Below are 14,937 nucleotides of genomic sequence, written 5' to 3'. Positions count from 1 at the left end.
CTTCACCCCTTCGTCGCACCTTCTGCAATGCCTTTAAGGATGCTCTTCTGAAAAATAACATAAAAAACAATCACAGGAATCGCAGCTAGAATCAAAGCACTTAAAATAGCACTCCAATCACTACTGTACTGACCAAATAATGTATTTGTGGATAGAAGGAGTGTATATTTTTCGTTGTTTGATAGAGCAATTAATGGCAGTAAAAAATCATTCCAAATCCAGAGGACATTGGTTATACAAACGGTCACCGTCACCGGCTTCAATAATGGAAAAATGATATAGATAAAGATTTGAAATGGACGACAGCCATCCATTAGGGCAGATTCCTCTATCTCCTTAGGAATACTTTTTACAAAACCGTGATAGAGGAAAATAGCCATACTTACACCTAGACCAACGTATACAAAACCTAGCCCAATTAAGGAATTATTGATATTAAACATTAACATTGTTTTATATAATGGAATCATAATCGAACTGAATGGGACCAACATCGAGAAAACGAAAAGACCAAAAATAAAGGTAGACAGCTTCGTTTTCGTCCGAGCTAATCTCCAGCCTGCCATTGCAGAAAAAAGAATCATAAGAGAAACACCGATGCTCGCCACAATGACTGTGTTCATTAAACTGCGTGCATAGCTCATTTTTTCAAAGGTCCGAAAATAGTTTTCAAACTGTAATTCTTTAGGTAAAGATAATACATTGGTTAAAAGCTCCCCATTTGTTTTAAAGGAGTTCAGTATCGCGATGAAAAGTGGGAAAAGCCAATAAATCAGTAGTAGGATTAGGATGGAATATACGATTAAATTTCCTGCCTTCTGCTTTATTTTCATAACTCCTGCTCCTTTCTTTTCATCATTTTAAGTTGAGCCAATGTGAGCAGGAACACGATGACAAATAAAATAGTTGATTTTGCTGTGGCATATCCATACCTTATATTGCCTTTAAACGCCTCTTCATAAATATTCATTGCCACCGATTGGGTCGCTCTTCCGGGACCTCCACCTGTTAAGGCATAAATCACATCAAACACCTGGAATGCCGAGCTCAATGACCAAAAAATACAGATAGTAAATGCATGTTGAATCATCGGAAAGGTGACATTTCGAAACACATTCCAGCTATTCGCTCCATCTAAAACTGCCGCTTCCTTCAGCTGAAGAGGTACACCTTGGAGGGCAGCCATGTAGATTAGCATTAGATAGCCTACTGTTCCCCAGCTCGATACAATGATAATCGCTATAAAAGAATAACGTGGATCACCAATCCAAGATTGATCAAGGAAGGCTAATCCCCATTTATCCGCAAGATAATAGATCACCCTAGTAAAAATAAACACCCACATATAACCGCCAATAATCATGCTAATCATATTAGGCATATAAAACAGCGTTCGAAATAACCCTCTAGCTTTCATTCTGGATTCTATTAAAACAGCCAGAAGTAATGCTAAGACATTCGATACCACTAATATGACCACTACATACTTAAGGGTAAATTGGATTGATTCCCAAAAATAAACGTCTGCAAATATTTCTTTAAAGTTAGCCAATCCAATCATTTCATAGGATTGATCAATTCCATTCCAATCTGTTAATGAATAGTAAAACCCTAAAAGAGCAGGATACAGTTTAAAAAGAAGATAGGCGATAAGTGCTGGTAGAACATATAATAATAAAATTCTATTTTCCTTTTGTTTACTAAACATGATTATTCCTTCCTTCTAAAGGATAATAAAAGAGGCGAACAGTGGCCCGCCTCTTTTCATTACCAACAATCAATCAGTTTATAGTCTAGGATTTATTTCACAGCCCCAGCAAAAACCTCATCCATCCTCTTAATAAATTCATCTTTCGTAACACTTCCTACATAGTATTCCTGTAATAGTTTACCCTGTTCTTCTGTGACAGCTTGAGGAAGAACTAAATCCTGGTAAGAACGCCCCTCTTCCACATATTGATAAGCATCTGTTACCCAAGGATCTGTTTCATAATTGTGAATGGTGGCGATTGGATTGAAGCGTGTTGATTCGAATAGAGTAGAAGAATCATTATCATCAAGTACATAATTAGCAAACTTTAGTGCAACATCCTTCACCTTACTATCTGGATGAACAGCTAAAGTAGTTGAGGTAGAAAGGTTCACTAGCGTATCAGCTTTATTATTATTAATTGGTAATGGGAACACACCTAATTCCATATCAGGATTTGTTTGCATGATGGTTCCAGAAGCCCACGTTCCTTGCACAAACATGACTGCCTTCCCATTTGCAAAATCTGCTGCGCCTAGTTCAGAGCCTAATTCCATGGCACGATCCGTACCATTCTTCATAATCAAATCTATTGGGCCAAAAATATCCCTCATCTCTTCGTAGGAACCATCACCTGTATACATTCTTTCTACCCAATCAGGAACTTCACCTGAAACCTTCCCTCCTAGAGTAAGCGCTGTCATTAATTGTGGCACCCATTGCTCTTGATACGCTAATAGAAATGGCGAATATCCATTCTGTTTTAATGTTTCTGTAATTTTTTCCAGCTCATCAAGCGTTTCTGGGGCTTTTAAATTTAACTCGTTGAATATTTTCTTATTATAAAGGACACCCCATGCCTGGCTTTCAATCGGTACCACTAAGATTTTACCATCATGTGTAATGGTCTTTTTTACATTCTCAAACAACTTTTCTGTAAATGGTTCATTTGAAAGATCCGTTAGATGTCCCGCTTTATTATAAGTTGAAATATTATTGCTGTGCAGGGTAAAAAGATCTGGAGCGTCATTTCCACTTAATCGAGCTTGTAATATACTCTCATACTGGTCAGAACTCGGCATTTCTAAATTCACCTTAACCTTTAGATTTTCTTCGTCCAGCATCTTTTTTTCAAATTGGTCTGCATACGTTTCCCACTGATCCATAAATTGAGGAAAGCTCATCATAATATTTAATTCGATTTCTTCTGGATCTGCCGAACTAGAGGATTCTTTGTTACTACAACCGACCATGACCATTGCTATAACGAGAATGACAGATAGCATTTTTTTCATAGACATGAACCCCTTTCAGATTAATAAAGCGCACTTTATCATTTACAGACAGAAGACTCCCTCTTCAATCGTGTGAAGGGCGTAGCCCAGCGATAAGGGGGAGATGAATGTCGGTTGGCGATAGCCAAAACTTCTCTAACTAATGTATAATAGGAACATACATTCTTTTAGAAAGTGAGGTGAACGTAATGTTAGTCAACAAAGCTTATAAATTCCGTATCCATCCAACCAAAGAACAGGAAATTCTTATTGCTAAAACGATTGGCTGTAGCCGTTTTGTGTTCAATCGCTTTTTGGGACAATGGAACGATACATACAAAGAAACAGGCAAAGGATTAACGTACAATTTTTGTTCTGCTGAATTAACACAGTTAAAAAAAGAATTAGTCTGGTTAAAAGAAGTTGATAGCATTGCTCTTCAGTCCTTATTGAAAAATCTTGCTGATTCGTACACCCGATTCTTCAAAAAGCAGAATAAGGCACCTCGCTTTAAGTCTAAAAAGAATAAGGTTCAATCCTACACGACTAAGGAAACAAATGGGAATATCGCCATTGTAGGCAATCAGATCAAGTTACCTAAACTCGGTCTTGTTCGCTTTGCCAAAAGTCGGGAAGCAGAAGGGCGTTTTCTAAATGCAACCATCAGACGGAATCCAAGTGGCAAATACTTCGTATCCATTCTTGCAGAAGTGGATGTACATCATGTAGGCAAAACAGGCTCTTCCGTTGGTGTTGACTTAGGATTAAAAAACTTTGCCATTCTTTCAAATGGTGAAGTGTTTGGTAATCCTAAATGGCTTCGTACATTAGAAAAGAAGCTAGTTGATGCCCAGCGTATTCTTTCCCGAAGACAACAGTTAGCTTTGAAACGAAAATGTAAATTGGATGAAGCAAAAAACTTTCAAAAGCAAAAGCAGAAGGTAGCTCGTATCCATGAGAAAATCACAAATGCAAGAACAGACTACTTGCAAAAAATCTCCTCTAAAATCATCAAAAACCACGATGTAATTGGTATTGAAGATTTGCAAGTGTCCAATATGCTAAAAAATCACAAGTTAGCAAAAGCCATCAGTGAAGTATCTTGGTCACAATTTCGCACAATGCTTGAGTACAAAGCAAGATGGTATGGCAAAGAAGTAGTTGCTGTATCTAAAACTTTTGCTAGTTCTCAATTGTGTTCATGTTGTGGCTACCAAAACAAAGACGCTAAGAATCTTAATCTTCGTGAGTGGAATTGCCCTTCTTGTGGCACACATCACGACAGAGATATTAACGCAGGACAAAATCTCAAAAATGAAGCCATAAGGCTTCTAACCGTAGGAACTACGGGGATAGCCTAATCAATTAGGGTCCGCTTGAACCCTATACTTAGGAATCTCCCACTTCAAACACCCCGTAAGGGTGTTAAGTGGTGAGTAGTTCAATTGACTTAACTATACAAAATCTAAAAAGAGTTAGCATTCTACTTTTATAAGATGATTCATTGGATTATTTTAAGTTCTCATGCATTTTTCCAGGGGTCATACCAAAATACTTTTTAAATACTCGATAAAAATAGGCTAAATCTGCATACCCAACAAGTTCAGGGATTTCCTTTAATGGGACCTTTGATTCCATCACCAACTCTTTCGCTTTGTTCATTCGTAACGCTGTCACATAATCTGAAAAACTTGTTCCGGTCTTCTCTTTAAATACTTTACTTAAATATTCTTTACTGATAAAAAATTGATTGGCTGTCTGTTCTAATGTAACAACCCGTTGATAATTACTTTCTAAAAAAAGTTCAATTTGTTTTACATCTATAGTTTTTCTCGACTTTATGAGACGAGTGACAATGGATAATGCCTCAGAGTAGAGATTCCGGGTAAATAGTAAAACATCCTTTAACGTGCTATCTTGATGAAACACAAAGGAGGTATCTTTTCCTTCAAACACATCTTGAATACTGTAACCCTTACCTGCAATAAAACGTTGTAACCAATTATGGAGATCATAATAAATACAAACAATTAAACTCTTTTCAACTCCATTCCCTTCGTTCTTTACAATATAATCAATGAACCCTGTGAATTTTAGCTCCAGTAATTCCTGATTATTGGAACGTAGACATTCGTAAAGGGATGTTTGGAATTCAGTATATTCCTTGATCCAATGTACATTCATAAAGCCATTTAAATCCAAGGTTTTTTCTTTCAGTTTCCTAGATTCTTCCTTCAATTCATTAGTACAACGCTCTAATTGCTCATTTAACTCATCAGGTTTTATGGGTTTTAGGAGATAATCATTTGCCCTTAGCTTGACGGCATTCTTGGAATACTCAAAATCATCGAATCCGCTTACAATCAACACTTTTGCGGTATTCCCTTCTTCTCGTATCTTTCTAAGTAAATCAATTCCATTGAGATGAGGCATTTTGATATCGGTTATGATAATGTCAGGTTGGAGGCGAGAAATCAGCTCGTAACCATACTTACCATCTGAGGCCTCCGCTACCACTTCTATTCCAAGCTCGCTCCACTTTCCTAGATGTTTAATGACTTTTCTCGTCCATTCTTCATCATCAATTATAATCACTTTATAACTCAACGCTGCCACCTTCCTTCATCAGAATTTTCATAAAGATGGTCACAACTGCTCCTTCTCCTTCCCTATTATCCACTGTTAATCCATATGTCTCTCCGAAAGACAGTTTAATGCGTGAGTTTACGTTAATTAACCCAATATGGTGTGCGGAGGTTATCGCTTTTGGTGTACCTTGTTTTAATTCTTCTTGAATTGTACGTAAACGCTCACTTGAAATTCCTTGACCATTATCACTAATGACCAGCACTACATCTCTCTCGTTCATCATCTTTGCTGAAATCGCAATATTCCATTCTCCAGGTTTATCTTGAAATCCATGAATCAGGCAATTTTCAATAATGGGCTGAACAACCAATTTAGGCACTAACATATCCATTAATGTATCAGAAATATTTTGTTTAACATGGATCCGATTTCCAAACCGCTGATTCTGTATGAATAGGTAACTGTTAAGGTAAACAATTTCCTCACGAAGGGGTACCATTTCTTTAGAAAAGTTTAACGAGTAACGCATGATATCACTCAAAGCGAGGGTAATGTTATAGATTTCTTGAACACTTTTCTCTAGTGCCATCCCTCCAATGACTTGTAAGGTGTTATACATAAAATGAGGATTAATTTGGGCTTGCAGTGCCCGGAGCTGGGCGTCTCTTGCGTCAATTTTACTTTGGTAATCCTGCAAAATAAGCTTCTGATTCCTTTTTATCATTTCATTAAAGCTCGTATGCAATATTCCGATTTCATCATCTCGTTTCACAGTATTTGGTTTATTACTAGAATCCAAAGTGAGGGTTTGCATTTTTTTCGAAAGGGTGATAATAGGTTTGCTAATGATGTTGGAAAACATGATGGAGAATAAAATAGCAGCAATAATATTAAGTAGCGTAATGAGGAACCCAATTAAAAGAGTCTTTTCGAGAGAGTTAACTAAAACATGATTAGGAACAATTTTCACAACTTGTAATTTCCCATCACTAACTGATTGGTAAAAATAAAAATAGTCATCCAATTTAATAAACTGTTCATTATCGGCATTTTTCATTTCTCTTAATCGAGAAGTTATAACATCTTCCGATGGAAATTCACCATCCCCTGTATTCATTTGAATGATTTCGTCTTCATCATTTAATAACACAACTGATTCATTTTCAGTAGTTTTTATACTTTCTAGGATATCACCTAGTGCTTCTGGTTTAAGATGAATGACCATCAGAGCCTTGGGGACTTTGGTTTCAAACTGATTAATCCGGTGGATAACTAGGATTTCCTTTTCCACTCGCATAAAGAAAAGGTTCGTTTGCAAGTTTAGATTCCTTTCATCCAAGGTTGACGTTTCCGGTTGAATTTCGCTTACAAATGTCCCTGAACGTAGAGCAACAAATGATTTTCCTGTAAAAAGGTTGTGTAACTCAATAGAATTAATCGTGGCATCCATGCTAATAGCGGTATGAAACGCAGTTCTTATTCTCTCTTGCGCAGGATATTCTAATTTTCTATCTTCATCTGCCCAAGAGAGGATATCATTTTTCAACGACTTATTGACCTCAAACTCATAAAATTGATCCCTATACTCACTAACACTTAATGCCAACCGATCTGCGACCCAGTTAATGCTCATTTTTCGGTTATCGATAAGCTCCCTATAAGTATCCGAATAGACCGAATTTGCCGTGAATATGGTTAGAATTGTAAGGGGAATAATGGAAATGATAAGCATCGCAACCAGAATCTTTTTGCGGATAGAAAGCGAAAGGAAAAAATTCTTCATTTTCAATAAAAAGCCCCCAATTCCTATTGTAATTGTACTTTTTGCCTAACAACTTTAATTCTCTTAATCTCTTAATAATATTATTAATTCATCCATTTTAGCTATACCTTATTTTTCTTTTTAATCGGAAGTTCTTTAGTTTCCATAATTCCTTTTCTAAAATGTGTTTGCAATATATAATTTAATAATTAATAGTTCTGAAATTTTTGATGAAGTCATGCAGTTAACGCATAAACGTGGAGTGGTAAAAATGGAGACGAGACAAATACAATATTTCCTAGAAGTAGCAAAAAGAGAGCATGTAACAGAAGCCGCAGATGCGTTGCATATTGCCCAATCCGCGATTAGCAGACAAATTTCCAATTTAGAAAAAGAATTAGGTGTAGAACTTTTTTTTCGTGAGGGAAGAACCGTCAAATTAACGCCTCTTGGCAAAATTTTTTATGAACGGATAAAACAAGTGTGGTATTTGATGGAGGATTCAAAGAGAGAAATAAGAGAATATTTAAATCCTGAAAAAGGGACCGTTCGAATTGCCTTTCCGATTAGCATGGCAGCCCATACATTGCCTCATATCATATATTCTTTTCGTACTCGTTACTCCGAAGCAAAATTTCAAATGAGCAATGCCCTTTATTATGATTTAATCGATGGGGTTGTAAATGGCCAATTTAATTTGGCGATGATTGCCCCGATGCCAAATCTAGAAAAAGAAAAAAAGATTAAGGGGGATATTCTATTCACAGAGAATATTGTAGCACTCATCCCTCTTCATCATCCGTTATCGGACAGGGAATCCATTCGATTACGGGATTTAATGAATGACCCATTTTGCGTCCTTCCTGAAGGGTTTGTATTTCGTGAACAAGTTGTTCAAGCCTGTAACGGCGTGGGTTTTTCACCAAATATCGCATTCGAAGGGAAAGATATTGATGCATTGAAAGGGTTAGTATCTGCAGGCTTGGGTGTAGCCTTAATGCCTGAGATGACATTGGTGGATAACACACCACGCTCTACCGTCGTTATTCCCATTTCAGACTCGAGACTGACTCGAACAGTCGGTGTTATCTACCCAGCAGACCGTAACCTGCTTCCAACTGAAGAGTTGTTTTATGATTTCTTGATTGAAACCTATGAAAGATTGAATGAGTTTAAAAATTAGAAAAACAAGCATTCCATATTTGTTGGTAAAATTAAATCAGTCACATTTTCCAAACTACATCAAAACGCAAGTTAAATAACGTAATACGCAGTGGGAAGCATTCGTTTCCCACTGTTTTTTAGTGGTTATTGTTCTAGACTGCCTCATTATTACAGTAAGATCAGCTTCAGAAATATATGCAAGTGGATATTTTTGAAATCATAACAATTATTAAATTGGTAAATAATATCGAAGAGGTGATAGTATGGATAATTATAAACTAAAACTCACATCTTCCGAAATAGGAACACTATGGGGAGAGTACGTGAACGGCACCATGACAGATGTAGTAAATCGATATATGGTTTCTATTATTGAAGACGAGCCAATAAAAGCGATTTTTGAGGATGCTATTAATACTTTTGAAAAGCAAAAGAGACAAATCGTACTTTTTATGCAGAAAGAGGGATTTCCAATTCCAATTGGATTTACTGAATCTGATCTCTTTAAAGGAAAACCAAGATTGTTCACGGATATTTTTTGCCTAAATTATTTACATATCATGACATTACATGGTTTGCTGGGGCACAGCACTTCATTAGCTGTATCGGTTAGAAAAGATTTAAGAGATTTTTACGATTCTTGCGATAATGACGCAAAAAAAATGTACCATCAAACCATTGAGTTATTGCTTGAGAAAGGAAATTTTCAAAGAGACCCATTATTTTATCCGGCTCAAAACCCTGAATATATTTCAAGCCAAGATTTCACAGACGGTTTTTTCGGAAAGGGTCGAAAATTAGCAGCGACTGAAATTATTAGTATTTCGTTGAACCTTAAAAAGAGCGTTATGGCTAAAACTCTTTCAATCGCATTTAGTCAAGTCGCTCAAACAAAAGAAGTAAGAAAGTTTTTAACTGATACAGAAAAAACAGCTGACCAACAAATAAAAGCTTTTTCAAAAATTATGCAAGCGGATAATTTACCAGTTCAGAAATCATGGGAAACAGAAGTAACAACTTCAACTGATTCTCCTTTTTCGGAAAAATTAATGTTGTATCATATCGGTTTCTTATTTCAAGCTGCACAAAACTACCATGGAGCTGGTCTTGCATCATCCATGAGAACTGATCTTGTGACAGCATATGAGGGTACTGTCCTAAAAAATCTTATGATTACAAAAAAATGGTTTGATTTGATGGTACAAAATAAATGGTTAGAACAACCGCCTCTTGCTCCCAATAGAGAAGAAATTGCACAAAATAAATAATAACTATCGTGTCCATCCACATAAGGATGGACATTTCTATTTACAGATTAAGAGTGGTCAAACAATTTGATCAGTTTGATTCACCGAACCCATGTACTTGAAGAAAAAAACAATCTTCATAACAACATATGTTTGTCAAAGAAGGAAACGAGTAACGGTACATTTTCACACAACCAGAGATTAAAATCTGCTCTTTGATCGTCGTTTATTATGCCCGAATTTTAATTTAGCCTTTGCTTTTATATAAAAAAATACCCGCATCGTTCTACGACGCGGGCGAAACTCCTAGTAAAGTTCATATAATAATGGAGTATTTTTATGAGAGAATAGTTACTTCCCCCCAGCTGCCATCACTTGGTATAGAGAATTCCAGTAATTTTCCCTCATAGTTATATTTAAGTACTCCCTGACCATGAGTGGCCCTTACACGTATCTTTTCTTTATCCATATAAATTTCCACGTCCCCAGGCCCAATCGGTACGGTCCCCTGAATCCACTCAAGGCCGCCGAGGTGAGGTTCTACGTCAAAAGTTTCATATCCAGGAGTAGTGGGTTTGACCCCAAGGAAGTACTTTCCGATAAGATAAATTGGGCTGGCTCCCCATGCATGGCATAAACTTCTCCCGTAGGGCATCCCATACATGCCAAGGTGCTCCCTTCCAGTCTCTTTGGGATCATATTCCTCCCAGAAGGATGTCGCCCCCAAGTCAAGCATGCCACCCCAGTAGTCCAACATCTCATCAATAACATACGTTTGCTCCCCTACTTCACACATAGCAGCGAGTTCGTAGAAACGCATGTATGGAGTTTTGATTCCCTGAACACTAGGATTTACCATTACATTTTGCTTAACACTTTCGGTCTGCACTTCGTCCAAATATCCAAACATAAGAGCAAACATATTAGGATATTTCGTGACCTTATGATTGAGAATGCCTTCGTGCCGGTTGTGGACAAGAGCTCCCTGCTCTTCGTCCCAGAAGATTTCCATGATTTTTGGTTTAAGTTCATCTGCCCGTTTACGATAACCTTCAATCCGCTCGTGATCTTCCATCAACTCTGCAACTAGCGCCATTGTTTCCAAGCTTCGGCACAAAAGTAATTGGATGGTGCTTACTTCACCGCGATTATCTATATCTGCCCAATCCACGAATACCCAGTCATCTATACCTTCCATCATACCTTCCGCATTGCTGCGTCCCAAACAGAAATCCATCAGTGAAATCATGCGTTCATACTGCGATTGGACAAAGTCTTTGTCGCCGGTATACAGATAATAATCATAGATTCCGATAAACCAGTACAGGCTGTAATCAAGGATTGTATTTATATGAAGAGCAACTGGGTCCTTCCCTCTTAAAGCAATCATTGTTCTCTTCACAACTTCACTGTCAAAAAAACTGTAATAATTCATCAAATAAGATTGATACGCATCGCCGGACCATACCCAGCGGTCGCGCTTAATGCCGTCGAAGAAAAACTCCCGGGTATTGAGATGTAACGTATACATTGATGTGTCCCAGATCTTATTCAGCTGGTCATTTGAACTTCGAAAGTTGCCGCGGTATTGGACAGGCAGATATTCGTATAGCATAGAGATTGACTCTAGCTGGAAATCACTTGTATCTGGAACTACCTGAACAAAACGAAAAGCTCGTGCCTCTGCAAAAGTATAGTCACTCGTTTGAAATGTGTCTTTAGAAACTAGGTCTAACTGGACACAGTTTTCCCTATCTTCCGCTTCTTCTCGAGATTCACCATAATAAACACTCAGCGCGCTGCGTCCCTTAATACCCTTTAATTGTAGATACCCAAACGTCTCTTTCCCAAAGTCCACTAACCAGCCGTCACTCCTGCGTTCAACGCTTACCGGTTGTTGCGGCACGGTTGCCAATCGGAATTCAGACGGTGAACTTGTGGGGTCATGCAGAACCTCTCCCCAGCTGCCTGCAGGATGCCAGCGTTTGTCATAACAGGACACTTCCCAGCTACTGTTAGAATTAATATTCTCTCCCTTTACGAATAATGCAGGAACGCCAACATTATTATAGACAGCAATTCTTACCTCGTGCTTTCCCGCCGGAAGGATCATCTGAGGATTATTGTATCGATAGTTATCCCTGCCATCCAAATACAGGGCGAAACTTCCATCTGCAGTAATAGAAACTTCCTCGGGCTGCTCCAATTCATAAGAATATTTATAAATAACAGAGCTATAATGTCGATCCACTCTCCAAAAAGCAGGGTAGATTACCCCGCGTGTTTGACGTCTGACTGAGATTTGTTCATTTAAATAGATTTCCCAATCCCCCGGGTACCAAATCCAACATGCCTGTTCTTTTATCCCATCATTTTTCAATTATTTCCTCTCCTTTCGTTGATTCCTATCAGACAAAAAGTATATTCATAGATGGCTTTTTTAGACAGTAGTTAAATAATTTCTTAACATTCAGACTATTGAATGTAGAGTCATGAATTAAACGCTTTCAACGAGCTATAGTCTTTTGTTTTTAATTGTATACCATATCTGTTTATGTTTGAATATCTATAATGCTGTACCGCAAAAATAAAATGCGATCCTTCATATAAAAAACAGACAGAAACATAGTATTTCTGTCTGTTTTTTATAACGGTTTCTAATCCTTGAATGGTCCTTGTTTTACAAAGTATTGATCTATTATTTCTAATACACCACTTTCATTATTAGTAGGAGCTAAATAATCTGCTATATTTTTACTTCGTCACTGCCATTTTCCATAGCAAACCCATACTTTACATGCTTTAGATTTAATGTTTTAGCATTTCTTCTATATATTAAAATGCTGTTGAGTTTGTTTCTTTCCTTTTCAGTGAGGTATTTAATTTTTCAGATCCCAAGAGCATGATTGCAATAAAACCTGTTATGACAAATGGAAAGATTCCTATTGTTGAGTGTGCTGCAATGAAACCAAGAAGAGGCGGCAGGAACGTACTACCTGTATATGCAAAACCCATTTGATAGCCCATGATTGTCTGGGAATGTTCTTGCCCAAACCGTGTTGGCGTCTCATGCAACATACATGGAAATATCGGTGATAATCCTAATCCAACCATAATAAAACCTACAAGCGAAAAAGCGGACGGCAATGGCAGGAATAGAAGTACAGCACCAACTAGTGCGATTATTTGTCCTGTCACAATGAGAGTACGGTTACTTATTTTTAAAGTAATAAAACCTGTTATAAATCTACCAATGGTAATACCTGCGTAATACAAGGAAACCCATTTTGCTGCGGTGTCTACAGATAAATCTTTCACATTCACTAGGAAACTACTTCCCCAAAGTCCCATAGTGGCTTCTGCGCCACAATAAAACAAGAAAGAAATCAAAGCATATTTAACTCCCTTAATTTGCAAGGGTTTCTGTTTTTCAGTAACTGCACTATTCATAGTTTCTTGCTCATTAGTTGGATTACTATTGGAATTTCCTGCAACCTTATTCCATAAAGGCAAAGTAAAGAAAAGAATAACAACTAATGCAAATTGCAGGCCGGCAATGGCAAGGTACCCGCTCCTCCAAGAGTGTTGCCCTGAAATAAACTGAGCCATAATCACGGGACCCATTGTTGCTCCTACTCCCCAAAAACAATGTAGCCAACTCATATGGTGAGCCTTGTAATGTGAAGCAACATAATTGTTTATTCCCGTATCCACTGCACCTGCACCTAATCCAAGTGGTATGGCACAAATGAATAACCAAAATAACGAAGGAGTAAAATGAAACCCAAGCAGTGCGACAGCAGTCATTAAGACGCTGACAAATGTGACAATACCAGTTCCGAATTGATTAAGCACTGGTCCACTAACAAAACTGGAAATGATTGTTCCTCCAGCAATTGTCATAAAAAGCAATCCGGCAGTCTCAAGTGGTGCTCCAAATTCCAATTGCATCAAAGACCATGACACCCCTAACAGTGAATCAGGTAAACCTAAGCTAATAAAAGCCAAATAGATAATTACTAAAAAAAATGTAGCCATGTATATTCTCCCCTTATTTATATGGTATTAATTGTCTAAGTTACTAATATCGGTAATCATAAGATCAAGTCCAAGACTTTGTAATCCAATTAGATAATCTTGTTTCCAATCACTCATTATAATTTCTGGAAGATGTTCTACCGGAATATACTCTGAGCTTCTTTTTACAATTTGGTCGATATTAAATTGGTTGACTTCATCATCGCAAAAAATTATGGTATGAGGGTTAATGATAGATACAAATGAGGCCACTAACCTGCTTATCGCATCGATCTCATTTTCCTCATATATAAATGCTTTCTTAGTCCCGTTTCCATTGTCCAAAGCCTGACCAAAATTTCGGTCATCATATTGTGGAATGAACGAAACCTCTCCCGAAAAATTAGTACTCCCCCTTACCACGACACCATTTACCATTATTCCAGCACCTGGACCATTTTGACCCGAATATAGATATACTAGAGATTTATCTTTTCCAAATCCCTTACTATCGTAATATCCAAGCACTGCCGCATTCATATCGTTCTCTATTACAACAGGTATTGAGAACAGATTTTCCAAGTATGTCTTTAAATCAAAGTTTTGAAGATGCTCATACCCTGGTATATAAAAAATCCGTCCATTATCAACGGAACCAGGTACACCAATGGATACAGCACTAATTTTTGGATATTCCTCTTTTATCACTTCAACATAATTGGTTAATAATTTTATATCCTCATCCATTAATACACTTGAGGTTTTTCCAAAATCCTTAACTTCTCCTAAACAGTTAAAAACAATATAATTTGTCTCTGTTCTCTCTAAAAAGATCGCCAACCCTAACCTATACTCAGGATTGTATGTATATCTTTTTGCCCTTCTTCCACCGCTTGAATCGTCAAGACCGGCTGAAAAAAGTTCACCTTCCGCTTCCATCTGTGATAAGAATTTACTTATTGTAGGAAAACTTATTCCTAATTTATCGCTAAGTTCAACTTTGGTTGCACTTCCAAGTTCTAATAGAGATTTACGAATACTGCGAAGGATTTCCGTTCTCATCGATTTTGGAGAAGTATTCACTAGGTTCACCGCCTATAATATTAAACTTATTAAAGAACTTTAATAAGTATC

General features: G+C 37.3%; 11 protein-coding genes. 3 read left to right on the top strand and 8 right to left on the bottom strand.

What is annotated here, in order from left to right; all coding sequences use genetic code 11:
• Positions 1-2 precede the first annotated feature (2 nt).
• The 3 genes from ABC255_RS13000 to ABC255_RS12990 all read right to left on the bottom strand — a co-directional run bounded on the left by ABC255_RS13000 (position 3) and on the right by ABC255_RS12990 (position 3,045).
• Positions 3-833 (bottom strand): carbohydrate ABC transporter permease, encoded by an 831-nt coding sequence (locus ABC255_RS13000; protein WP_412994028.1) that lies wholly within the window; start codon positions 831-833, stop codon positions 3-5.
• Positions 830-1,711 carry a carbohydrate ABC transporter permease gene (locus ABC255_RS12995; RefSeq protein WP_412998553.1) on the bottom strand — a complete coding sequence of 294 codons (882 nt, stop codon included), beginning with the start codon at positions 1,709-1,711 and terminating at the stop codon, positions 830-832. Before ABC255_RS12995 ends, ABC255_RS13000 begins: the two co-directional genes overlap by 4 nt.
• 89 nt (positions 1,712-1,800) lie before the next feature.
• Positions 1,801-3,045 (bottom strand): ABC transporter substrate-binding protein, encoded by a 1,245-nt coding sequence (locus ABC255_RS12990; protein WP_412994026.1) that lies wholly within the window; start codon positions 3,043-3,045, stop codon positions 1,801-1,803.
• 188 nt (positions 3,046-3,233) lie between these two features.
• On the opposite strand from ABC255_RS12990, the gene tnpB reads away from it, so the two are divergent.
• Complete coding sequence (tnpB, locus tag ABC255_RS12985) at positions 3,234-4,385, top strand: IS200/IS605 family element RNA-guided endonuclease TnpB (RefSeq protein WP_412994024.1); 1,152 nt, start codon at positions 3,234-3,236, stop codon at positions 4,383-4,385.
• A 148-nt stretch (positions 4,386-4,533) separates the two neighbouring features.
• Here tnpB and ABC255_RS12980 read toward each other — a convergent pair whose 3' ends face one another.
• The gene (locus ABC255_RS12980; protein ID WP_412994022.1) at positions 4,534-5,631 is read right to left on the bottom strand and encodes a response regulator transcription factor; all 1,098 of its coding nucleotides are present in this window, start codon (positions 5,629-5,631) and stop codon (positions 4,534-4,536) included.
• A complete protein-coding gene (locus ABC255_RS12975) occupies positions 5,621-7,396 on the bottom strand; it encodes a sensor histidine kinase (RefSeq protein WP_412998552.1) in 1,776 nt (591 codons plus the stop codon). Before ABC255_RS12975 ends, ABC255_RS12980 begins: the two co-directional genes overlap by 11 nt.
• 250 nt (positions 7,397-7,646) lie before the next feature.
• Here ABC255_RS12975 and gltC point away from each other — a divergent pair, with 250 nt between their 5' ends.
• Together gltC and ABC255_RS12965 are read left to right on the top strand one after the other, a co-directional pair.
• A complete protein-coding gene (gene gltC, locus ABC255_RS12970; protein WP_412994020.1) occupies positions 7,647-8,558 on the top strand; it encodes a glutamate biosynthesis transcriptional regulator GltC in 912 nt (303 codons plus the stop codon).
• A gap of 244 nt (positions 8,559-8,802) precedes the next feature.
• On the top strand, positions 8,803-9,807 hold the full coding sequence (locus tag ABC255_RS12965) for a DUF3231 family protein (protein ID WP_412994019.1): 1,005 nt from the start codon (positions 8,803-8,805) through the stop codon (positions 9,805-9,807).
• 316 nt (positions 9,808-10,123) lie between these two features.
• Here ABC255_RS12965 and ABC255_RS12960 read toward each other — a convergent pair whose 3' ends face one another.
• The 3 genes from ABC255_RS12960 to ABC255_RS12950 form a co-directional block, all read right to left on the bottom strand.
• Positions 10,124-12,166 (bottom strand): alpha-L-rhamnosidase-related protein, encoded by a 2,043-nt coding sequence (locus tag ABC255_RS12960; RefSeq protein WP_412994018.1) that lies wholly within the window; start codon positions 12,164-12,166, stop codon positions 10,124-10,126.
• Positions 12,167-12,621: 455 nt separating this feature from the next.
• Complete coding sequence (locus ABC255_RS12955; RefSeq protein ID WP_412994016.1) at positions 12,622-13,824, bottom strand: MFS transporter; 1,203 nt, start codon at positions 13,822-13,824, stop codon at positions 12,622-12,624.
• Between the two features lie 27 nt (positions 13,825-13,851).
• On the bottom strand, positions 13,852-14,865 hold the full coding sequence (locus ABC255_RS12950; RefSeq protein WP_412998551.1) for an ROK family transcriptional regulator: 1,014 nt from the start codon (positions 14,863-14,865) through the stop codon (positions 13,852-13,854).
• Between the last annotated feature and the right edge of the window lie 72 nt (positions 14,866-14,937).

The organism is Neobacillus canaveralius (assembly GCF_047237705.1).
GTDB lineage: Bacteria > Bacillota > Bacilli > Bacillales > Cytobacillaceae > Neobacillus > Neobacillus niacini_K.
This window is presented reverse-complemented; position numbering and strand designations above follow the sequence as displayed.

What these genes read in the sequence shown, in the direction of transcription:
- ABC255_RS12975 (WP_412998552.1), bottom strand. Translation starts at nt 7,396, where the DNA reads ATGAAGAATTTTTTCCTTTCGCTTTCTATCCGCAAAAAGATTCTGGTT.
- ABC255_RS12955 (WP_412994016.1), bottom strand. Translation starts at nt 13,824, where the DNA reads ATGGCTACATTTTTTTTAGTAATTATCTATTTGGCTTTTATTAGCTTA.
- ABC255_RS12950 (WP_412998551.1), bottom strand. Translation starts at nt 14,865, where the DNA reads ATGAGAACGGAAATCCTTCGCAGTATTCGTAAATCTCTATTAGAACTT.
- ABC255_RS12965 (WP_412994019.1), top strand. Translation starts at nt 8,803, where the DNA reads ATGGATAATTATAAACTAAAACTCACATCTTCCGAAATAGGAACACTA.
- ABC255_RS12990 (WP_412994026.1), bottom strand. Translation starts at nt 3,045, where the DNA reads ATGAAAAAAATGCTATCTGTCATTCTCGTTATAGCAATGGTCATGGTC.
- ABC255_RS13000 (WP_412994028.1), bottom strand. Translation starts at nt 833, where the DNA reads ATGAAAATAAAGCAGAAGGCAGGAAATTTAATCGTATATTCCATCCTA.
- gltC (WP_412994020.1), top strand. Translation starts at nt 7,647, where the DNA reads ATGGAGACGAGACAAATACAATATTTCCTAGAAGTAGCAAAAAGAGAG.
- tnpB (WP_412994024.1), top strand. Translation starts at nt 3,234, where the DNA reads ATGTTAGTCAACAAAGCTTATAAATTCCGTATCCATCCAACCAAAGAA.